General features: G+C 38.8%; 17 protein-coding genes. 1 reads left to right on the top strand and 16 read right to left on the bottom strand.

Going from position 1 to position 22,575, the window contains the following annotated elements; genetic code table 11:
- Window positions 1-211 precede the first annotated feature (211 nt).
- From JOD18_RS22980 to JOD18_RS22905, 16 genes are all read right to left on the bottom strand, one after another.
- Window positions 212-535 (bottom strand): nucleoside triphosphate pyrophosphohydrolase, encoded by a 324-nt coding sequence (locus JOD18_RS22980; protein WP_204671705.1) that lies wholly within the window; start codon window positions 533-535, stop codon window positions 212-214.
- Between the two features lie 124 nt (window positions 536-659).
- Window positions 660-2,090, bottom strand: coding sequence for a hypothetical protein (locus JOD18_RS22975; RefSeq protein WP_204671704.1), 1,431 nt, complete (start codon window positions 2,088-2,090; stop codon window positions 660-662).
- Window positions 2,091-2,101: 11 nt separating this feature from the next.
- Window positions 2,102-3,109, bottom strand: coding sequence for an ABC transporter permease (locus JOD18_RS22970; protein ID WP_204671703.1), 1,008 nt, complete (start codon window positions 3,107-3,109; stop codon window positions 2,102-2,104).
- Window positions 3,106-4,617 (bottom strand): sugar ABC transporter ATP-binding protein, encoded by a 1,512-nt coding sequence (locus JOD18_RS22965; RefSeq protein ID WP_204671702.1) that lies wholly within the window; start codon window positions 4,615-4,617, stop codon window positions 3,106-3,108. The genes JOD18_RS22970 and JOD18_RS22965 overlap by 4 nt, the downstream gene beginning before the upstream one ends.
- A gap of 241 nt (window positions 4,618-4,858) precedes the next feature.
- Window positions 4,859-5,821, bottom strand: a complete 963-nt coding sequence (locus JOD18_RS22960; protein ID WP_204671701.1) for a sugar ABC transporter substrate-binding protein — start codon at window positions 5,819-5,821, stop codon at window positions 4,859-4,861.
- Window positions 5,822-5,978: 157 nt separating this feature from the next.
- Window positions 5,979-7,982 carry a LacI family DNA-binding transcriptional regulator gene (locus JOD18_RS22955; RefSeq protein ID WP_204671700.1) on the bottom strand — a complete coding sequence of 668 codons (2,004 nt, stop codon included), beginning with the start codon at window positions 7,980-7,982 and terminating at the stop codon, window positions 5,979-5,981.
- Window positions 7,983-8,385: 403 nt separating this feature from the next.
- Window positions 8,386-8,928 (bottom strand): HAD family hydrolase, encoded by a 543-nt coding sequence (locus JOD18_RS22950; RefSeq protein ID WP_204671699.1) that lies wholly within the window; start codon window positions 8,926-8,928, stop codon window positions 8,386-8,388.
- The gene (locus JOD18_RS22945) at window positions 8,912-9,946 is read right to left on the bottom strand and encodes an ABC transporter ATP-binding protein (protein ID WP_204671697.1); all 1,035 of its coding nucleotides are present in this window, start codon (window positions 9,944-9,946) and stop codon (window positions 8,912-8,914) included. The genes JOD18_RS22950 and JOD18_RS22945 overlap by 17 nt, the downstream gene beginning before the upstream one ends.
- On the bottom strand, window positions 9,939-10,982 hold the full coding sequence (locus JOD18_RS22940) for an ABC transporter ATP-binding protein (protein ID WP_204671696.1): 1,044 nt from the start codon (window positions 10,980-10,982) through the stop codon (window positions 9,939-9,941). Before JOD18_RS22940 ends, JOD18_RS22945 begins: the two co-directional genes overlap by 8 nt.
- Window positions 10,983-11,018: 36 nt before the next feature.
- A complete protein-coding gene (locus tag JOD18_RS22935; RefSeq protein WP_204671695.1) occupies window positions 11,019-12,212 on the bottom strand; it encodes an ABC transporter permease in 1,194 nt (397 codons plus the stop codon).
- A gap of 3 nt (window positions 12,213-12,215) precedes the next feature.
- Window positions 12,216-13,214, bottom strand: coding sequence for an ABC transporter permease (locus tag JOD18_RS22930; RefSeq protein WP_204671691.1), 999 nt, complete (start codon window positions 13,212-13,214; stop codon window positions 12,216-12,218).
- 72 nt (window positions 13,215-13,286) lie between these two features.
- Window positions 13,287-15,278 (bottom strand): ABC transporter substrate-binding protein, encoded by a 1,992-nt coding sequence (locus tag JOD18_RS22925; protein ID WP_239588321.1) that lies wholly within the window; start codon window positions 15,276-15,278, stop codon window positions 13,287-13,289.
- 587 nt (window positions 15,279-15,865) lie between these two features.
- Window positions 15,866-17,593 carry a prenyltransferase/squalene oxidase repeat-containing protein gene (locus tag JOD18_RS22920; protein ID WP_204671689.1) on the bottom strand — a complete coding sequence of 576 codons (1,728 nt, stop codon included), beginning with the start codon at window positions 17,591-17,593 and terminating at the stop codon, window positions 15,866-15,868.
- A gap of 32 nt (window positions 17,594-17,625) precedes the next feature.
- A complete protein-coding gene (locus JOD18_RS22915; protein WP_204671687.1) occupies window positions 17,626-18,456 on the bottom strand; it encodes a carbohydrate ABC transporter permease in 831 nt (276 codons plus the stop codon).
- The gene (locus JOD18_RS22910) at window positions 18,449-19,318 is read right to left on the bottom strand and encodes a carbohydrate ABC transporter permease (RefSeq protein WP_204671685.1); all 870 of its coding nucleotides are present in this window, start codon (window positions 19,316-19,318) and stop codon (window positions 18,449-18,451) included. The genes JOD18_RS22915 and JOD18_RS22910 overlap by 8 nt, the downstream gene beginning before the upstream one ends.
- Before the next feature lie 101 nt (window positions 19,319-19,419).
- Window positions 19,420-20,661 (bottom strand): ABC transporter substrate-binding protein, encoded by a 1,242-nt coding sequence (locus tag JOD18_RS22905; RefSeq protein ID WP_204671684.1) that lies wholly within the window; start codon window positions 20,659-20,661, stop codon window positions 19,420-19,422.
- Window positions 20,662-21,134: 473 nt separating this feature from the next.
- Between JOD18_RS22905 and JOD18_RS22900 the strand changes: the two genes are divergently transcribed.
- Window positions 21,135-21,719: a DeoR/GlpR family DNA-binding transcription regulator gene (locus tag JOD18_RS22900; protein WP_204671683.1), complete on the top strand. Its 585-nt coding sequence runs from the start codon at window positions 21,135-21,137 to the stop codon at window positions 21,717-21,719.
- Window positions 21,720-22,575 lie beyond the last annotated feature (856 nt).

Raw genomic sequence — 22,575 nt, 5'->3', positions numbered from 1 at the left:
GAGAAATTAAACAGCCTGGCACCGTTGGAATATCGGTACCAGACTGTTGCATAGATTTTTGTTTTTTCACTGTCTACTTGACAGGGTGCAGTTCATACTTAGTTAAGGCCATCTTTTTCAAGTATATATTTACGAATCATTACTACTTATCAGATAATCCAACATAAAGCCCTATGTTTCACGTGTAACTTTCATCAAATAACCTATTCTGCTAATCTTCGACTTCCTCTAGCAGCACCTTATTCTCAAATACGCCGCGCTCTTTACGTTTCTGCTCTCTGATCTGTAATAAGGCTTGTTCCGAAACACCATGTGTTTTTGCTAAAGCTATCACTACTTCCAGCATATCTGCCAATTCTTCGACTGCTGCTTGATCATTGTCTGCCTCTCGGTATTCCGTCCATTCTTCTTCCAGCTTCTTTATTAGTGCCGGTTTGTAAGACTCTTCATCAAGATTGCTTATTCGGTAAGACAGTCCTTGTTTCTCCAGTATTCTAGGAATATAATCTCGAACCAATTTATTATAGACAGTCATGCTGAATACCTCCTCCCCTTCTATCTGATAATAGTTTATCAAGAAGACTAATACAAATAAACTGCGCCTCAAAAGAAGCACAGTTTATTTCGTTTTTATTTCGGTACAGCTGCTCTGTCGCACTTTACTCAGCCAGTACTTCCACCATACCTTGCTTCGAGTCAATATTCTTCTCCATCGTATCAGCTTGTTGTTCCCAGTCTTCAAACTGGCCGTAAGCTGTGTAAATAGTAGAACCGGTTGGCAATTCCGGATATTCATTCTCACCATTTGTTCCCCAGTTAACCCAGCCCGAATCTTTTCTTTGAACAATTTGGTAACGGGAAACGACTTCGCTTGTATACCATACCATGGCATAACCTGTTTCCTTGTTTATTTCTGCCGTTTTATTAGCACTCATTGGAAAAATGGTTTGCTGTGGTGTGGCATTTACATCTACACCTTCTGCACTGTACAATACGTCATTATTTCTATCTGATTGATGTACTTGTCTATGAGCCTCAGGAATAATATGATCTACATGCTCCTCGATTTCCTCTGCACTTAAAATCCCTTCTTTAATACAGAATAAGCGCCAGAAATAATCCCAAGATACTTCATTCAGTTCTTGACCAATACTGTCTCGATATTTTTTAATATTCGGATAGTTGGATTCATCGGCTTCATCCAGAAGCTTATATACACCATCATACAAAATATTCGCATATAAATCTCCTTCTCGATAATAGGTGCCCCCATAGCAAGCAAAGGTATTAAAAACTGTATCCCCCTGGCCGCTTTCGTATTCATCTCCAACAGTAATCTTATTGACAACAGGTATACCATCTACGGTTGTGGAGAAATCATCCACCTCATACGTTCTTCTAAACCACGGCGTATGATAGAAGAATTCCCACGTAATCGTAAAGCCCTTCCCCTTAAGGTTGGGATCTAAGCCATCTGGCACTATTCCTTCAAATCGATAACGACAATAAAGAGGGCCTTCCTCTTCTACCGTAAAGTCAACTTTCGTATGTTCAGGGGGATTAATCAAGCCATTCTTCGGTGTAAAAAACGGGCCATAAAAACCGCCAATTGCATTAGAATAATCCTTTATCAGATTTCTTCCCTCTTTTTTTGATTCAAAATATCTTATTCCCCATTTACCGTAGGATGTTCCATCTGCTGTACCCGTGCATAATTCTAAGATGTACTCACCAGTATCCAATCTTCTTACCCCGTCAGACTGAGTCGGCTCTAACCTGACAATTCCTTCAGGCGCAGCGACTGTCTCTGCAGCAGGCTGATCGCTTGCAAGCAGCCAATAGGAACGAACCAATTGACCTTTCTCCATTTGCACGAGATATACAATCGAAGCCTCTCGAATATAATCGTCCTCCAGTTTTACATCAATCAATTGGAAGTCTACTTTTTCATCCGCCTCGTTATATAGCACTAGACTGTCCTTATGCACTTGCACCTCATCGAAATGTAGTTTGGTGATAACCGGTTCATGGTTTCTGGCTAAGCCATCCGGGTTGTTCAGCATGATTTGAACTTTATATTTCTCTGTCATTACGATTCCCCCTAAACACTTTGATCATGATTTGCTCTCTTTAAAAATGCTAGATTAAATGGTAGTTTCTTGCCCTTTTGTGAGTCAATAATAACGGCAACTAGGATAATTAATCCCATCACTAATAACTGCCAGAAAGAAATAACACCCATTAAATTCAATCCGTTACTTACAACACCAATAACAATCGCACCAAATACAGTTCCACTAATCCGGCCTTTACCGCCTGCCATGGACACACCACCCAAAACACAGGCAGCAATCGCATCCAGTTCATAACCTTGCCCCACAGAAGGTTGCCCCGAATACATTCGGGCTGCCAACACAATCCCTGCAAAGGCAGACATAAATCCTGTCAGTGTATATACTGTAATCTCTATTCTTTTGATAGGAATCCCTGACAAGCGGGCAGCTTCCCTATTTCCGCCCATTGCATAAATACTTGCACCAAAACGCGTTTTCATTAATATGACAGAAAATATTATAATAAATACTGCCATATAAATGATGGGTATTGGTATCAGATCCAATATTCTGGTCGTACCTAGTTTCGTAAATGCCTCATCCGTTACCCTTAACGACCTTCCTCCACTATAAATATAGGCAATTCCTTGCCCTACATACATAGTTGCCAATGTAACGATAAACGGCGGCAATCCAAATTGAGTGATGACAGCTCCGTTGATTAAACCAAGTAATGTCCCTAGTGCCAAACCGATCACAATAGCTAACACGATGGGCAGACCGCTGTTAACCATTAAGCCAACGGTCACCGTACCAGACATGGCAACAATTGCTCCAACAGATAAGTCAATGCCGCCTAAAATAATGACATAAGTCATTCCCAATGCTAAAAAGGTGTTGATCGTAATCTGCTGAAATAGCGTGATTAAATTATTGGTAGTAAGAAATACTGGCGACATAATAGACAGCGCAACAAATAAAAGAATCAAAACGACAATAATCCCTTTATTCGCTTTAAATATATTGACAAATGAGTTATTCGTTAATGTACTCATAATTTAATATTGTCCCCTCCTGTTGCATAATTCATAATCGTTTCCTGTGTAATGTCCTCTTTTTCTTCCAGTGTTTTGACTAATTCGCCTTCCCTCATGACACACACTCGATCAGACATATTGAGGATTTCCGGTAAATCAGATGAAATGAGAATAATGCCTAATCCCTGATTAGCTAGCTGATTCATAATCGAATAGATTTCAGATTTAGCTCCTACGTCTACTCCTCTGGTCGGCTCATCTAAAATCAAAAGACTTGGATTAATGGACAGCCACTTTGCCAATACTACCTTTTGCTGGTTCCCGCCTGATAGGCTGGATACAGATATATCTGCGGAAGCCGTCTTTACCCGCAAATCGTTTACATATTTTTGGATCGATTCTTTTCGTTTTGCTTCACTAATAATCAGAGGATTTTTCATTAAATTTCTTAAGTTTGCCAAAGTTAAATTAAACCCGACAGAATTCTTTAACACTAAGCCTTGGTCTTTGCGATCTTCAGGAACCATTGCTATGCCATGATTGATCGCATCGATGCAACTTTTGATATGAATCTCTTGATCATACAGATAAACCTTGCCCGTTTCATATTTATGCGCACCAAATATACTGAGCATGACTTCGCTTCTCCCAGCACCTACCAAACCTGAAAAACCTACTATTTCCCCTGCATGCACCGTAAAATCTATATCTCTAAAGAAATTTTCCTTACTTAGTCCTTCTACACGTAAAATCTCTCTTTTTTCTACTTCTGCTTTTGTACGTGTATATAAATTTTCAATATTTCTTCCGACCATCATTTTTACTAGTTCATTGGTATTCGTTTCTCTCGTCCTTTTTGTACCTACATACGTACCATCACGAATCACCGTTATTCGATCTGTCATACTAAATAATTCTTCAAATCGATGGGATATATAAATAATGCTGATCCCCTTGTCACGCAGCCTTTCCATGGTATGAAACAAGTTCTGCACATCCTCTCCTGTCAAGGAAGAAGTAGGCTCATCCATTACTAGAATCTTAATATCAAAGGATACTGCCTTCGTGATTTCAACTAGTTGCTGCTGGGCAATAGACAATTCACTGACATTCTTTCTGACATCTATATTTAAACCCAGTTGTGCTACCATTTCTTGTGCTTGCTGATTCATCAAGGCCATGTTTTTAAAACCGGATTTCTTCACAGGTTCTCTGCCCAGGAAGATATTTTCTGCCACAGATAAATGGGGAACAAGCACAATTTCTTGGTGGATAATGCCAATACCTAATGCTTGTGCATCCTGCACTTTTTCAATCGATACTTCTTGTCCATCAATTAATATTTTTCCGCCATCAGGCTTGTGAATGCCTCCCAAAACTTTAATTAAGGTTGATTTTCCTGCCCCATTTTCACCTAACAGGGCATGAATTTCCCTCTCTTCGAGTTCAAAATGCAGCCCGTCTAAAGCTTGCACGCCTCCAAAGCTTTTCGATATGGCTTGCATTTCTAAAACGGTAGACGGCATGATCTTACCTCCTAAATATAGTAAAATTCACCGGGCTGGAGCAGGGATATTCCACTTATCCAGCCCTCTCATCATTTATCGCAGTGTAACTGACTGTATGACTCCCACTTCAAGCAATAAGGAAATACGTCATGTCTATGTGAGAGATCTAAAAGCCAATAACGGCCCGATTGGTTCAACTAACGTTCAGTGGGGTTGCCCCCACTGAATAAAGAACACAAACACCCCAACACATCTAACTTTATTGCCATTCATCAATCGTTTCTTCTGCCATCTCCTCTGTTACAATGTGTGACGGCAGATACACTTCATCCTCTGCTTCTTCTCCTTCCAGATAATCAATCGCCATTTGGAAAGATTCTTCTGCAATTTGAATCGGCACTTGTGCAGCTACAGATGTAAACGAACCATCTAACAATGCTTCTTTCCCGTCTGGTGAGGCGTCAATAGAATATACATCTACCTCTTCCATACCATTTGATTCTAGTGCAGCCACCACACCAAGTGCAGAAGGATCATTAATAGCAAAAAATGCGTCGACATCCGGGTGAGCCTGCAAGATATCCTGTGCGATTGGCAGCGAAGCATCCAAAGCAGCTTTACCATCTTGTTGTGCAATGATTTCATAAGTATCACCGCCAGATTCTATTGACGACATAAAACCCTCCACACGTTGAACAGTACTTTCATTTTCTGGGAAGTCTAGAATAGCAATTTTTGCTCCATCTGGGTGATCTTCCATCAACTGCTCTCCCATAAACTCTCCCGCCATAAAGGCATCCGTTGCAATAACGCTTTCCACTAAATCCCGATCCGCTTCTATAACAGCCGTATCCACATTAAAAACAGGGACATTCATATTGCTGAAGTTTTCCAAGCCTTGACGGATTCCAGCTGAGTCAACCGGGATGACAAAGGCAGCGTCAAATCCTTGATTAGCCGCATCCGATATTTGATTTAGTTGTGTATTCAAATCATAATCCGGATCTAACATCGTATATTCATAGCCATGTTCTTCTGCTAACCTCTGATAGGTTTCATGCATAGCAATTTGAAAGGTATTATTTTGTGTATTAGGTAAAAAAACAAAGCTGAATGAATCATCATCTCCATTGTTCGCGTTTTCATTATCAGCACCATTACTGCAGCCAGCTATTAAAACAACAAAAATCAAAAAAACAATACCAAGTACTTTTTTCTTCATAAAAAAACCCCCAAATGATTAAATTTACGTAAAAAAACACATGATGAGCGCTTACACATGTTTGACAAAAAGAAAACCATAAGAAAATGGTTTCTTTACGTAAATATAATTCATTAAAGGGGGTTGTGTCAATGGAAAAATTTATTTTTTATAAATTTTACGTAATTCTATGCTTAATAATCTCTTCTATTTCACTTGGAGCAGGTTCAGACATAATATCTTTCCATGCTTTAAGTAAATTTTTTGATTCGACTGTATAGGGCTGTACTGCTATATATTTGTCTTTATCTTTATCGATAAGTGCCTTTACAGCAGCCAAACCTATCGCCATTCCTTGCTCAAAGGGTCTTTGAGAAGATAGACCTTTTACGATATGATTTTTTGCTAAATAGGTGGCCATTTCGATACCTAAGTCTGAGGTAAATATCGATATATCTTCTCTTCCTAATTCTTTCAAGGCTCTAATTGCTTGTAAGGCTGGTTGATCCCATGAGATATATAATCCCGTAATATCTGGACGCTGCTGAATCATTTCCTTACAAATTTCATACGTTCTTTCAATCTTATAAAAATATTGCTCCGAAACAATCTCAATATTAGGAAAATCAGAACAAATTACATCTTTGGCTACCGCGTCTCTCAAATGTGTACCATAGAAAGGAGCTCCATGCCCAATAAAGCCGATTTTCACATTATCGCTATTTTTAAAATAATTGCCTAACAAAGCAGCAACATTATAGCCGCTCTCTCTCTCATTAACCGACACACAGGCAGAATACTCATTTCTTTGCATACCTTCTGGCACATGACTCATAAAAACAAGCTTCGTTTCCTTAGAGATACGTTTAAACTGTTTAGCTGTCAATTCGTCATCTGCAGGGATAGCAATAATGACATCCGGCTTTTGCATTCTTAAACCCTCTAACTGAGCGACTTGCAATTCTGGATCAAAATGAGCATCTGTGATAGAAATAATCGATATGCCATATTGAGCCAAGATTTTTCGAATCCCATTCTCATGCAGCCGTCTCCATGCTGTACCGCCGTAATGAAAGGAAATAGCAACACGAAAGTTATTAGACGTTAGCTGGTCTATATCCTTGGAAGATAGGGTTAAATCCTTTGGTGAGACAGGCTTTTCGCCAAAAGGCCCCTTACCAATCACTTGGGTTGAGCGGTTAATAGACAAATACATCGGAACCTGTATTTCCTTTTCCATTTCCCTTCGATTCTGTACCGCGTCCACTAATACCTTTGCTGTCTGTTTTCCAATCTCATCTATATCGTGCTTGAGACTGGTCAATGGCGGTGTGATAATATCAGTCCATTCTCCATCACCAAAACCAATGATGGACACCTCATCAGGAATACTCACATCCAATTGCGACATTACCTTCATTAGTTCTATTGTCACCTTGTTGCTTCCCGCCAAAAATGTAGTTGGTTTGGATTCATTCCACACCTGCTGAATTTTCTTTCTGTACTCTTGCGGGTCGCTTCCCTTAATGACTATCATTAAGTCTTGATTGAATGGGATATTATATTCTTTTAAGGCAAGCCGGAATCCTTCCATCTTTTCTTGCGTGTTAGAAAACTCATCGTCTTTCACAATAAAGGAGATATCTTCGTGTCCCGCTTTTAATAAATGCAGGCAGCCCTTATAGATACCTTCCTTTCCATCAGTAAAGACGACAGGCTGACCATCAAAGTGTACTCGGCGATTCAGAAAAACTAACGGAATACCTTTCTGGATAATCTTCTTAAATGACTTCTTTTCCCTGCTAACCGGCACCATAACAATACCAACTATATTTTTGTTCGACACTAGATTATTGATAATGCCGGCTTCTTTCGCTGTATCATTTTTATGAAAATATGTAACACATTGATAACCTTCCTGTTCCAGAAGATCAGCAAGTTCGGATACTACTTTTGTATATAACGTACTATGAAAGCTTGGTACGACAAGGGCAATTTCTGAAGAGTTGACTGCCCCAAACTTTTGCTTCTTTTTAATTTTTTCGTCATATCCTGTCTTGGCAATTGCAGTCTGTACCTTTTCAGCCAACTCCGGGCTTACATACCGGGTGTTATTTAAATAGTGGGAGACCGTGGCAATGGACACGCCAGCTTCTTTCGCCACATCTTTAATTGTAGCCAATAATGTTCCCTCCTTTTTTACGTAAATTCTTCTCAGGAGTTTACTACTTTTTTCTTTATACGTCAATTTTTAACGTCTTTTGATACATATTAGTTAAATAATTAAAACGCCTAGAAATTAGTAATATGTTACTGCCTATACTTTATTCTAACATGCAGCATTATAAGATTTGGTTAAAATTATTAGAACATAAACCTTCCTAACATATAAAACAAGACTTATTGACAATTGCATCAAAAAATACCACTCCATTAAGAACGAGTGGTATTTTCTAGTCTTTGACACGCAGAAAATCTTAGAAACCGCAATCGTTAAAACTGCAAGATATCATCTATCTGCTTAAGAATTACTATAGAGTCAAACTTTGTTCTATGGCGTTGCGACACTGCCATCAAATTATTTTTCAGATTAATTGTTCATTCAACCTATCAACCAAAGGGATCAGCTCTGATGGCTGATGAATGGTATAATCGGGTGTTTCCTCTTTGTTCTTTGGTGTTTTTGGATAACGCGACGTCCAATCTAAGTGGATACTGGTGAGCTCCATTCGATTAGCACCAGCAATATCTCTGCTTAAATTATTTCCTACCATAACAATACGGGAAATATCTGATTCCGTTAATTCCAATGCTCCCATCGCCGCTTTAAACATTCTTGGACTTGGCTTCAATTCTTTAATATTTTCTGAATAAATCATCGCCTCAAAATAATCATATAATTGGTGATCTAACATCATATTTTTGAAAGATTGAGCATTACCATCAGCGACCATACACAGTCTGTAACCTTTTTCGGCAAGAATTCTGACCATATCACCTGCACCGGGTATTAATTCTGCTTTTACGACAATATCATCTTGATCTCGAATTTCTGTACTTTCATCAATAATCGTGTCACCGCAATCTAGAAAAACAATTATTTTCTTCTGTTTACTCGTTTCCTTCATTTGCTATTTTCACACCTTTCAAATGTAATTCATTGGCATAGTGGCAAGCGGATAAATGAACATTCTCTTCATCCGTCTGGGTTAAATCAGGCCTTTCTGATATACATTTATCTGTCTTATATGGACATCTTGGATGAAATTCACAACCTGTTGGCGGATTAGCTGGATTAGGAACCTCTCCATCTAAAATGATTCTATCTTTCTCTACATTTGGATCAGGTATTGGCACAGCGGATAGTAATGCTTCTGTATATGGATGTTTAGGGTGATTAAATATTTCTTCCACATCTGCCATCTCCACAATCTTGCCCAAATGCATGACAGCTACTTTATCTGAGATGGTCTGAACTACGGACAAATCATGTGAAATAAAGATATACGTAATACCAAATTCTTTTTGTAAATCAATTAATAAGTTGATAATTTGTGCTTGAATCGAAACATCTAACGCGGAAACCGCCTCATCACATACGATGATTTTCGGCTGCGTTATCAACGCTCTGGCGATTGCAATCCTCTGTCTTTGCCCTCCAGAAAAAGCATGCGGATATCTTCTGAGATAACTTGCATTAAGCCCTGTTTTCTCAGCAATTTCTGATACCTTTTTATCTACTTCTGCTTTACTCAAGTTAAAGTTAGTAATTAGGGGTTCAGTAATAATATCATAGACGCTCATTCTTGGACTGAGGGATGAATATGGATCTTGAAAGATCATTTGGATATCTTTTCTAAATTGTTTAAATTCTTGTTTATCCATATGTAAATAGTCTATTTGCTTGTCAGCATCGCTATGATAGATTACTTCACCTGAAGTTGCTTCTACACCTTTGGCAATACACCTCCCTAAAGTTGTCTTACCACAGCCGGATTCCCCCACAATGCTTAGTGTTTCACCTTCATATAAATCAAATGAGATGTCCTTAAGAACCTTGACCGGATCTGGCCTGCTAAAAAGTTTAGTAGATTTCACTTTAAATTCCTTATTAATGTTTTTTACATTGAGGATTTGTTTAGACATGACCATTTTCCTCCATCTCATTTTTATACAGGAAACACCTTACCGAGTGTTCACCATTAACTTGATAATTGGGTACCCTTTGTTTGTCACATTCCCCTTCTATCCGCTGTGTACAACGATCATAAAAACCACATTGGTTACTCATATTGATAGCTAATGGCACTGTCCCTTCAATAGATTCCAATCTCCTATTTTTATTTCCTCCCAATTTTGGCATCGATCGAATCAGACCTTTAGTATAAGGGTGCTTTGGATTATTAAATATTTCCTTGACTGGTGCCTTCTCTACAATTTTACCCAAATACATAACCGCTACTTCATCACACATTTCTGCAATAATACCTAAATCATGTGTAACAAGCAAGATCGACATCTCCAAGTCTTTCTGTAAATCCTTCATTAGCTCCATCACTTGTGCTTGTATTGTAACATCTAATGCTGTCGTAGGTTCATCCGCTATCAATAATTCCGGATTGCACGATAATGCCATGGCAATCATCACTCTTTGTCTCATCCCTCCAGAAAATTCATGCGGATATTGATTAAAGCGTTTCTCTTCATTAGATATGCCGACTTTGTTCAGCATATCTAAGGCTATTTGCTTTGCTTCTTTTTTATTTTTCGTTCTATGAATCAAAATATTTTCCATTATTTGATTCCCAATGGTATACAATGGTGACAGGGCTGTCATCGGTTCCTGAAAAATCATCGAAATCCGCTTGCCTCTTACACTGCGCATCATCTTGCCTGTTGGCTTTAAATCTAGAATATTGACATGCTGTAAACCCTTATCTTTCTCAGATCGATATACAATCTGCCCTTGCGTTTCACATTCTTTAGGATTTAATTGCATAATTGACCTGCTGGTTAAGCTCTTGCCACAACCTGATTCACCTACCAGCCCTAATGTTGTGCCTTTTTTTATCTGAAACTCCACACCATCTACAGCGTGTAACACATGGTCGTCCTGTTGTATAGATATCCTTAAGTCTTCAACAGAAAGAAGCGGCGTTCCGAAATCTTCTTTTGTATTCATATAATCCCTCGCTTACATGATAATTTATTTCTACTTTTATACCTTCTTATAAGGATCTGCAGCATCACGTAATCCATCCCCAAAAAAGTTAAAACATAATACAGAGATAACAACAAAAAATAAAGGAATCAGTTTCCACGGGTACAATGCCACATTATCAATTTGCTGTGCCTCTTGCAGCAATACCCCCCAGCTTGTTGCCGGAGATCGAATACCTAAACCTAAGAAGCTCATGGCTGTTTCCGCTAAAATCATTGCAGGTATGGCGAGTGTAATGGCTACAATTAAATAACTAAAAATACCCGGCAGCAAATGTTTGACGATAATTTTGGCGTTTTTCACACCGGCAATCTTTGCTGCTAATACATATTCTTCATTCTTTAATGACATAAATTGACCGCGGACTACACGTGCCAAGCCAGTCCATTCAATAAAGGCAATGATCACTACGATGTATATATACATTTGTACAACAGGTATATCTGGCGGGATAGACGCAGATAACGCCATCCATAATGGCAGAGTCGGAAACGATCGGAATATTTCTATAATTCTTTGAATAATCACATCAATCCATTTCCCGAAATACCCTGAAATTCCTCCTATAATAAGACCTAAAATTAAACTGATCGACACGCCTACCAAAGGAACACTAAGAGATACTTGACTCCCCAGAACTACTCGCGAAAACAAATCTCGTCCCATTCCATCTGTTCCCATAATAAATATTTGTCCTGGTTCATCTACTCCAAATAAATGAATATTGGTTGGTAATAGACCAAATAACTTATATTCCGTTCCTTCTACAAAAAAACGAATCGGATATTTTACATTTGTATCCTCTACAAAATACTTTCGATACGTATCAGGGTCCCGTTCAGAGGCGAGGCCATACACAAACGGCCTAAAGTGGAAATTACCTTCCTCATCCCAAAAATTGATCGACATCGGCGGAGCATTCATATATTCGCCATCATATTCTTGTGTGCCTTGCGGTGCAATAAATCCTGCAAAAATAGCTCCAAAGTAAAACAAACCTAAAATAACAAGACTCACCCTGGCTAATTTATGCTTTTTTAATTTTTTCCAGATTAATTTCCATTGCGAGCTGTAATATTCTTCTTTATTGTTATTTTTTTGGCCTGCTGCTAACTCACCCTGTTGATGATCTCCTTTTTGAAAGCGCTTATTATTTTTGGCTAATTTAGTAAATAACTTAGATTTTTTCATACATCACATTCCTTTGATTTCTGTTCGGATCTTAGGGTCTAACCATGCTAATAAAATATCGGATATTAACGTTCCTATTACCGTTAGTACTGCCATAAATAACAGCCATGTTCCGGCTAAATACATATCCTGTCCCAGCAAAGCATTATACATAACCGGACCTTGTATGGGCAGATTCAGAACAATAGCCGTAATCGTTGAACCAGTAAATATATTCGATAGCGTCCATCCAAATGTACTCACTACAGGATTTAATGCTGCTCGGGTTGGATATTTAATTAATATTTTGCTTTCTGGAACACCTTTTGAACGTGCTGTAACAACATTCGGCTTATTAATTTCATCCAACATCTGTCCACGCATTACTCTTGTTAATTCAGCAGTACTTGCTGTACCGATTACAATGATTGGAATGATCATATGTTTCATCAAATCTTGAATCTTCGCCCATGACCAAGGGGCATTTTCAAATTCGCTGGAGAATAAACCTAATAACGGATCACCGAAATTAACATATGAATAATACATTAAGACGATGGCCAACAAAAAGTTGGGCGTTGCCATCCCCATGAACCCTAAAGCCGAGAAGAAATAATCAGATATGGAATACTGCCTCACAGCTGTGTAAATTCCAATTGGGATTGCCACTAAGTAAGTAAAAGCCATGGTAACGATAGATACAATCAAAGTTAATGCCATATATCTATCTATTACACTAGTAACCGGCTCGTTATAGCTAAAGGAATGGCCAAAATCAAACTCAAGCAGGATACCTTTCATCCATAAAAAGTATTGAATAACCCAGTGTTTATCCAAATTTAATTCTGCTCTCATTGCATCCATTTCTGCCTGTGACATATTTTCACCTTGGGCAGACATCTGTGCTGCATAATGTGTTACATAATCACCCGGTGGCAGCTGAATAACAAAGAAGACAATCATAGACACACAAATCAACACAGGTATTACTAATAATATTCTTCTGATAATATACTGAAACATAGTACAACCTATCCTTTTATGAGATATTTTTAATTAGCAGGGAGAGGAGCGAACCCCCGCCTGCTAAAAGGATTACTCTGAAAAGTAAAATTGTGCTGGACGCCCATGACCTAATTCTCTCAGCTCATCAGCAAAGATTCGTTCTTGCGGAACATTGTGCAAATGATTGGCAGCTACCACTATTTGCGGCATAGGACCTGTATAACCTAAGATCCATTGGTTTTCCATATGCAGCTGGTAGATCTTATCTGCCCATTCACTCGCTTCTTCTTCATTAGGAGATGAGATTAAACGATCCCAGTTTTCTACCAGCATAGCGACATCATCTTGAGGTTCGGTGCCATTTTCACCACCTGTTTCGCGATGCAATCCATAATTCCCTTGCCACGGCGTTAAAACACGTAGCGGAACTAATACTTCTGGGCGCAGGGCTACATTCGTTATCATTGGATTTTCTGTTGTAGCTTCCACTTGATTACTATATTTTCGATCTTGGAAAGTACCTGAATCAACATAATTTAGATTTACTTTTACACCAACATTTTCATAAGCATCTTTGATCAATTCCAGAAACTCTGAATTGTCTTGATTCGGCTCCATGATTGTAAGTGTAACTACTGAATCATCCTCGTACAGACGAAAGCCTTCTGCATTTTTTTCTGAAATGCCAAGTTCATCTAATAATTGTTCCGCTTGATCTGGATCATAGTCCGTCCATTTCTCTGCCCAGCCTTCTTGATAACCAACTAGACCTTCCGGCACAGCTGCTTGTCCAGGCTCTGCAATACCATTTGTTACAATTTCAGAGATTTGCTGCCGGTCAACGGCAATGGATAATGCTTCTCTAAACCGAATATCTTGTACTAACTCTCTTAAATTATCATTTTGTGTCGTTTGATTTAATTGAATCGTTGTACTCGCCATCTGCGCCGTAGGCCAAGTGAAAACCTGATAACCGCCTTTTTCCTCGTTCTCTTTTAATACAGGAAAATCCGTCATGGAAAAATGACCAATAGTAAACTCACCACTTAAGACCCCCAAGACCCCTTGACTAGGATCCTGAATTTTGGAAGCAATAAAGTTATCTGTATATGGCAATTGCTGCCCCTCTGGATCTACTTTCCAATAATAAGGATTACGTTTCATCACAAATTCTTCACTATGCGGATCATTACTGGCTACCCAAGCTCGCAATGTTGGTATTTCTTCATAGACCCAATAATAATAGCCAGTTTCCTGCAAGAAAGAATTCACATCTGAAAATCCCCACTCTTGCGCAATTTCTAGAGCTTTGTCCTCTCCGACAAATTCCGGAAGTATTGTTTTGTGGAAATGTTCTGGTGCAAAGAACCATTTATTATCGATCGCCACTCGCTTTAGGAAATTGGGACTAGGAAAGGCATGTACCACCCGAAAGGTGTAGTCATCTATTTTCGTGATCTCTGCCAAATGTCTTTCATTTGTTTCTGGATCTATAGTATAGTATGCGTCATAGACAGATTTCCCAAATGTCTCTTTTTGCAGCATATGCTCCCAATAAAACAGCACATCATCTGTTGTAAACGGCTCGCCATCAGACCACTTCATTCCTTCACGCAAATAAATAATATACTCTGTAGCATCTTCGTTTACCTCATAGCCTTTAGCTACATTGGGTTCTATATCGTCACCTGCTTCATTAAACCGAAACAGCGCTTCTTCCGTTGGTTTCCCAATTAACCATTTAGAGTCAGCTCCTTCCCAAGGAGTAACTAAGTTGCCTCCATATTGCCCAATGCTGTTCTCTATCTGCTCAACCATGATATCCTCCGGCACTGGCAGACGCTCTTCCACGCTCGGAATTTCACCTGATTCAACCAATTCGATTAATTCTGGCGCTTCGGAAAACACCTCTATATCTTCTGGATTAACAGCATTCAACTCCAAAAGTTCTTGGTCTGATATGGCTTGATTCTCTTCTGTTTCCTGCGTTTCCCCCACCTGTTCTGCGGGAGTATTCATACACGCTGTCAAAAATAAACACATGAATAATAACATCGTTATCCATCTCATTCTTTTCACCATTCGTTCCTCCTCTTACTGTTTGAATTAAGATTAACAATACATATAAGTTCGTCCATGAACGATTGTTCCAAGGTCACCCTATTGATATCGCTTTCATTTTTGCTTTACTTCTAATTAACTCGCGCGAATGATCAGTACTTACTAAATCCATGCTGTAAAAGCTATTATGTCTTGACGAGGTCTAAAATACGCTCATCCCGGCTATGATCTGATTCTTTTTTGACTGCGTAATATGAAAGCGCCTCCTGCAAATGCTTCACAAAAATATGACAAGGAATTAACAGATCCCACCCTCCTTTTTCTAATGTCTATTAATTATATACAACATTTAGTTGTTTGTAAATATTTTTAGTAACTATTTGTTGTATTTTGAGATTTTATTTATAATCTTATTGTTATAATTTGCTACAAAACATAGAGAATGTATTAAAATATATCCATTCTCAGCCAACGATCTCACATATTTGTGAAGAGACGAGGTATGTTTTACAAAAACCAAACAATCGGGTTTATTTAAACATGAATAAGACCTTGCAGGGTGTTCTGCAAGGTCTTATTCATGAGTAAAAAAACTTATATCACTATATTTATTCAGTAAATTTTATCGTAAATCGCTTACAATAAGGTGAAACCAAATTCACTTTCACTTGCTGCAGCATCTCATGCCGAGCTGCACGAAATTCAGTTACCCAATGGTCATGCTGGCCTGCTTCCAGCACAAGCTGTTCTTCTTTGTGCTCATACAGCAGTGTACCTTCTTTCCAGAACCATTGATGATCAGTGATTTGCTCCACTTGTTCCCCTTGCAAGCTGCCGTCCTGGCTGAATAAAAAAACAACTTGTGTCAGGATATCTTCTTGTTGATCGGTTTCGATTTCGATGCTCCATCCGCCAGCCTGCTTGTATTTGATATCAACCGTTATCTGTACTTGCTGATTGTGAGTTAAGGATCGGTAAGCATGAGGCAATAAATACCACACACTCTCGCCATTATTGGTATCAGGTAAAGATTGCTTTGGAATCGGCGAGTTGTACCCTTTCTCCATCGACGCACTGAGCTGATACCAGCCTTTTCCCTTCTTTTCGATATGATCAAACTCTATTACACCAGGTAAAAAATTCGTATACAATTCGACTCCTACTAAGCTTACAGCACCTGACTGAAGGGAGAAAAAGGATGGATTCTTCGCCATCACTGTCGCACTCATCTCTCCTTCCCGATATCTAACCGTTGGCGCGCCAAAAGAGGTATGCCTGCTGCTATGCTTAAACTCCGGCTGAGACTGACTTTCTTCCAATTGAATTAAATCATTCTCTATCGAGGAATGTTCGTTAATCACCACTTCATAATTCGCCGGCAATGGTGCTGGTTTTAATGGCACCTCTTTTATCTCAGGATGGAACAAATAACCTAACATCAAATGATTATTAACCGGGCCCATTCTGGAAACATCTTTTAATGCAAGGTTTGCCATCGAAAAATAAACGGCATTCTGGTCATTCACAGCCATCAATCGATAAATCAGATGATACGGTGCCAGGTTATACTTCCTGCCTAAATCCTGCCGGCCGGAATAATCTGTAACAATACTGCCATCCGGATGAATCAGATACACCATCATATCCAGATTTCGACGCACAAACTGCAAGAGTTCCGGTTTATCCAGCAATACAGCCGTATAATACAGCGATATATTACTGACAGCATTGTAAATACCATTGCTCCTCTCTGTCCATTCACCATCATACGTGATATCCATTCCCTCATCGAGCCATTCTTCTGCTCGCTGCTTCAATCTCTCTTCTTGGAAAATAGCATACAGATGCGCCAACGCAGCGGTCAAGACCCAGCGGTGATTAGGAGTATGACAGCCGCCGGTCAGCATTGCCGGCTTCGCACGTTTTAGAAACTGCAGAACCTTTTCCCCTAACTCCCATTCTTGGTGATCACTTAAGAGCCTGTAAAGCTGGGCATAACCCGTTACAATAAACGCCGTATCAGGCGGAGAATGATAGTTAGTCCAAGTTGGTGAAATAGTACCATCCTCATGCTGGCGGGATAGCATATAATCCAACGCATATCCGATTCGTTCCCGAAGCTGATCATTTTGATACAAGTGTGATGCTTTATTGAGATAAGAACTGACCCAAGTGGCAATTACACTGCATGTCCCTTCATGGGAAGGGTTAGGCACGCCAGTATTCTCCTCGGTAATCCCGCCAAAATATCGACTCGTTTTGTCTGTCACCTGCCAATCTAGCATTTCGCTCGCCATTTGATCGTTTCTATTCGTCAGTTGTTCCAAATCATTCATAGAAAGCTCCTTTCCATGCCTTTATCTTTTATTTACCCTTTCAGTCCAGATGTAGCACTTGTATCCATAATATAACGCTGGAATACAATAAAAATAATAAACATCGGCACTAATGAAATAATCGAAGACGCAAGCAGCAGTACCCAATCAATGTTATCTGCACCAACAATACTTCGTAAAGCAATTTGCACCGTATAATTATCCGGGTCACTTACTACAAGCAATGGCCAAATATAATCATTCCAGCGCCATTGGAAGGAAAAGATAGCCAGCGTAATCACTACTGGTTTGGCAATTGGCAGCATCATGTTGAAAAAAATCCTTCCTTCGTTAGCACCATCAATTCTAGCTGATTCTATCAAATCATTCGGAACAGTCAGAAAGTACTGCCTAAACATAAATATCCCTGTAGCCGTATTGATCGAAGGAATGATCAATCCAGCCAGATTATCATATAAACCAAGATTTAAAATTACACTAAAAGTTGGTGTCATAATTACTTCTGTTGGCAGCATCGTTGTTGCCAGCATACAAATCAAGAAGACATTGAGCCACTTATATTTATATTTTGCCAGCGCATAACCGCACGTGGCACTGGCAAGCACCGTTAATACCGTTGTCGTGACAGCCACAAACATGGTATTGATAAAATATTTCATAAAATCCATCGTATTCCATGAATATGTATAATTTTCTAATGTCGGATTCTCTGGAAGTATACTCAACGGGAAGGAAAATAACTCTCCCCCTGTCTTCAAAGAACTTAATAACAGCCAAACAATTGGAAAGAGATAAGCAATCGCCACTACATAAAGGGCAATCGTCAACATCGTAGTGGAAAAGCGATCATTCAATTTATCCATCAGCTCTTCCCCCTCTCGCAAATCTAAATTGTAATAAAGAAAAAACAAGTAAAATCACGAACAACACCATGGAGGCGGCACTGGCGTAGCCAACCCTCATTTGATCAAACCCTGTTTCATAGATATATTGAACAATCAAGGTCGTATCTGTTCCAGGCCCCCCATTAGTCAGTGCCTGCACCATTGGAAACTCTTTCATTAAGTTGAATACGGCTAACAGAATAACCAAGAAGGAGGTCGAACGAATCGAAGGCAGTGTAATATGCCAAAACTTCTGCCAGCCATTACCGCCATCTACATCTGCTGCTTCATACAATGACTTGGGGATACTCACCAATGCACCGATAAAGATCAGCATATTAAACGCCGTTCCTCCCCATGCCGTCGCGAACAAAATCACCATAAAGGCAAAGGTTCCATCAGATGACCAAGGGACAGGATTACCGCCTAGTAAATCAATAACATAGTTAACAAATCCAAAACTTTCCCCAAACATCCAGCGCCATAAAACACCTACTACGATAGGAGAAATCAACCAAGGGAAGAAGAAAATAACTTTTGCTATATTTTTCCCTCTTGTGCGAGGACTAACCAGCATAACAGATACGAATAGTGACACGATATAAACAAAAGGCACACCTATCGCTGTATAGAGAAAGGTAGTAGACATTGCCTTATAAAAGCTAGAGTCTTGAAATAAATTAATATAATTCTCCAAGCCAATAAATGTCGCAACATTACCATTGTAATCGGTAAGAGAGTAATAGATCCCTAGCAATGCTGGTCCAGCAAAAAAGATTAGAAATAATACAAGGTTTGCAAAGACAAATAGAAACGCCCATTTTTTATTAGTGTCTTTCATATTTATTGCCCCCTCTCATTGAAAAACTTCTCTAGTTGAGTGAAAGGAATGGGAGAGCGACCAAATTAGCAATGATCGCTGCCAATCCTTGTAATATTTACTTAGTCTATATATGCATTCGTCATGGAAGCTTTAACTCTCTCTACTGCTGCCTCTAAGTCCTGTTCACCGTTCAAAACCTTTGTTATCTCAAGATCTAACGTATCAGATACACTCGTTTGTGATACTAATTGTTTTCTGACTTTATCTGATCGTTGGAAGCTAGCTACCGGTTCAGAAGAGGCAATTTCATTATTATAAATTTCATATGCTTCTGGTGCATGCTCATACTCAACCTCTGCACCATTTACAACTGGCAAATATCCGCCCAGCGTGGCCATTTCCTCATAATTTTCCTTTTGATACAGCCAATCAATAAACTCCATTGCCATTTCCTCTTGACCAGAACCATCAAAACCAACCAAGTAATTACCACCTAAATTAGTAGCCCTGACCTCTTCATATGGGAGATAGACTGATTCCCATTCAAAATCAGTGATATTAGTAGCAAAATCTGTAATCTGCCATGAACCAGACATATAAGCTGGCACTAATCCACTCTTAAACATCGAAGAAGCATCTTCACCTGAAGTCCATACAGAGGTAGGCATGATGTGATTATCGTTCAATTCAACAAATCGTTCTAAACCTTCCATTGTTTCAGGATTCGTCGTATATTCCTCCCCCTCTTCATAGAAGCCTTGACTCCCGTGTTGATATAGGAAGGCGTTCAATCTATGTTCAGAGTTATCCATCACCATACCGTACCTTGCGTCGGTATTTTCTAAAACGCTTTCAATATTCTCTAAAAATTCTGTCCATGTCCAGATATCTTCCTCTGAAGTCGGATAAGATACACCGGCCTCTTCAAACAAATCCTTATTAATAAACATCCCTACCGCTGTTAAGTCTAATGGCGGTGCAACTAACTCATCGTCTACTGTAATACCTAAATCTTTATCAATGTTGTTGTCATCAGCAATTTGTGTTAAATCAAGTAAATTTCCATTCCATGCCGGATTAAATCCAGTTACCCTCGCTAAGGCAGGTGGATTTCCTGCACGAATCATATTTGTTATTCTAGTCTCCATATCACTGTATGGTACATCTACAACTTCTACTGGAATTCCTGTTTCTTCTGTATATTTTTCAGACATTTGCGTCAATGCAGAACCTTCAATGGTATCACCAGAAACATAGAACTGCATTCCATCACCTTCACTTCCACCTTCACCATTGCTGCCGCAAGCCATCACCAAAACAGCCATTGCAAGTAATAACACAGATAATAGATATTTTTTCATGATCGATCACTCCTTTTTCAAAAATATGTATTTAACTTTTAAAATGAATAAAACAAAATAATAAAGTTAAACAGTAAACCAAAAAATAATCAAATTAAAACAATAATATTCTACCTCCTTTTATTAATCGGGTTTATTATAATATATCTATTTGATATTTGTAAATGTTATGTATAATTTTTGGTTATTTTATAGTAATTTACCCTTTTATTTTTGTGCATTTTGTTGTAAAAATTAAATATATAAACCAACACATAATCATAAAAACCAAATATTTAACATATTTTCAAGCTATTTATGGGTATTATAAAATGAATAAATGGGGATTTTCATGTGAATTTGAGAGGATCACCTAAAATAATAGAGCATATTTTGATTATTTTATGATTCGGATTGATGCATTATATCATGCAATATTTTAGAAAAATCATCACTTAATGTGCATGGTCGAAAAACTTTGATAAACAGAAGTATTGTCGGACGAAGTACTCTCTGAGCCTGTCTTTCACGAACGTGAATCAAAACAAGTAGAGGAAAAAATCAGGATTGGTGAACGAGTGGCAAGCTTGATTGATAACAACGATACAATCATTTTGGACTCAGGAACAACAACCTTAAGAATTGCAGAATTGTTAAGCGATAAAATTGGCTTAACAGTGATAACGAATGATATTAATATCGCTACGACTCTTCGCTTTTCCAAGTCCATCAAAGTGATTGTCACAGGCGGCGTCTTATTCCCTGACAGCTTTATGCTTAATGGAATGATAACAAATGATATCCTAAAAAATTTAAACGTCAATAAAGCCTTTATTGGAACACCCGCTATACATCACCAAAAAGGGTTAACCCATTTTGATGATTATTTGGTGCAGGCTAAGAAGGAAATGATCAAAAGCGCTAAGCAAGTTTTTGTAGCGGCAGATCATACGAAGTTTGGCAGAGTTTCCTTGCACAATGTGGCCAACATAAGCGAAATACATGGATTAATAACCGGAAACGAAGCAAAGGAAGAAATTTTAGAGCATTGGGGTAATGTGGAGGTGTTTTTAGCTTAGTTATTTTAATATAGGATGAGATTCCCATATAAAATGGGGCTGCCGCACAATATTAATCTTGCATTTTGCGACAGCTTTTTTTGTATGTTGGATGGTTTAGTTTGATTATTGTTAATGATGGGAAGGATCCTTCATAAGACATCTTTTTTTCATTATCAAATTCGGTTTTACCAAACAGCTAAGATAACCCCAGCCTCTTTGCAAAACCCAGCTTCTTAAAGCTCAAACAGCAAAAATAAACTTGTTAAGCGATAGAAAGGCAGCAAGAAAGTTCGTAAACAGCAAAGATAGCGCTATTAAGCGATGAAAAGAGGGCAAGAAAATTTGCAAACAGCTAAGATAACGCCGTTAAGCGATGGAAAGAAGGCAAGAAAATTCGTAAACAGCTAAGATAGCGCCGTTTAGCGATGGAAAGAGGGCGAGAAAATTTGCAAACAGCAAAGATAGCGCCGTTTAGCGATGGAAAGAGGGCGAGAAAATTTGCAAACAGCTAAGATAGCGCCGTTTAGCGATGGAAAGAGGGCAAGAAAATTCGTAAACAGCTAAGATAGCGCCGATACCTTAGCGAAAGCCAGCTTTTTAAAGCTTTAAAAAGCAAAGAGGATGACCTCAGCATTTGATCAACAGCCTCCACCTTAGGATTTGAAAAAATCGAGTAACTAGAGGAGCCAACAGAAGTGAATACCTTGACTACACCGATTGGAAAAGAATAAATCATTCACTTAAAAAGAGGAGATGCCGCACATTTATTGTGCAACAGCGGGAGTGTAATATTAACTGTGTAAGTAAGAAATGCGTACGGTTTCTTACTCACACAGTTTTTTATTTGGTAGAATAAAAATATAAAGCTAAAGGA

It is taken from the genome of Gracilibacillus alcaliphilus, from assembly GCF_016909015.1.
Taxonomy (GTDB): Bacteria; Bacillota; Bacilli; order Bacillales; family Amphibacillaceae; genus Gracilibacillus; species Gracilibacillus alcaliphilus.
This window is presented reverse-complemented; position numbering and strand designations above follow the sequence as displayed.

Excerpts from the sequence above, each read along its gene's own strand:
- JOD18_RS22980 (WP_204671705.1), bottom strand. The coding sequence starts at position 535 with ATGACTGTCTATAATAAATTGGTTCGAGATTATATTCCTAGAATACTG.
- JOD18_RS22975 (WP_204671704.1), bottom strand. The coding sequence starts at position 2,090 with ATGACAGAGAAATATAAAGTTCAAATCATGCTGAACAACCCGGATGGC.
- JOD18_RS22970 (WP_204671703.1), bottom strand. The coding sequence starts at position 3,109 with ATGAGTACATTAACGAATAACTCATTTGTCAATATATTTAAAGCGAAT.
- JOD18_RS22965 (WP_204671702.1), bottom strand. The coding sequence starts at position 4,617 with ATGCCGTCTACCGTTTTAGAAATGCAAGCCATATCGAAAAGCTTTGGA.
- JOD18_RS22960 (WP_204671701.1), bottom strand. The coding sequence starts at position 5,821 with ATGAAGAAAAAAGTACTTGGTATTGTTTTTTTGATTTTTGTTGTTTTA.
- JOD18_RS22950 (WP_204671699.1), bottom strand. The coding sequence starts at position 8,928 with ATGAAGGAAACGAGTAAACAGAAGAAAATAATTGTTTTTCTAGATTGC.
- JOD18_RS22945 (WP_204671697.1), bottom strand. The coding sequence starts at position 9,946 with ATGTCTAAACAAATCCTCAATGTAAAAAACATTAATAAGGAATTTAAA.
- JOD18_RS22940 (WP_204671696.1), bottom strand. The coding sequence starts at position 10,982 with ATGAATACAAAAGAAGATTTCGGAACGCCGCTTCTTTCTGTTGAAGAC.
- JOD18_RS22935 (WP_204671695.1), bottom strand. The coding sequence starts at position 12,212 with ATGAAAAAATCTAAGTTATTTACTAAATTAGCCAAAAATAATAAGCGC.
- JOD18_RS22930 (WP_204671691.1), bottom strand. The coding sequence starts at position 13,214 with ATGTTTCAGTATATTATCAGAAGAATATTATTAGTAATACCTGTGTTG.
- JOD18_RS22925 (WP_239588321.1), bottom strand. The coding sequence starts at position 15,278 with ATGGTGAAAAGAATGAGATGGATAACGATGTTATTATTCATGTGTTTA.
- JOD18_RS22920 (WP_204671689.1), bottom strand. The coding sequence starts at position 17,593 with ATGAATGATTTGGAACAACTGACGAATAGAAACGATCAAATGGCGAGC.
- JOD18_RS22915 (WP_204671687.1), bottom strand. The coding sequence starts at position 18,456 with ATGGATAAATTGAATGATCGCTTTTCCACTACGATGTTGACGATTGCC.
- JOD18_RS22910 (WP_204671685.1), bottom strand. The coding sequence starts at position 19,318 with ATGAAAGACACTAATAAAAAATGGGCGTTTCTATTTGTCTTTGCAAAC.
- JOD18_RS22905 (WP_204671684.1), bottom strand. The coding sequence starts at position 20,661 with ATGAAAAAATATCTATTATCTGTGTTATTACTTGCAATGGCTGTTTTG.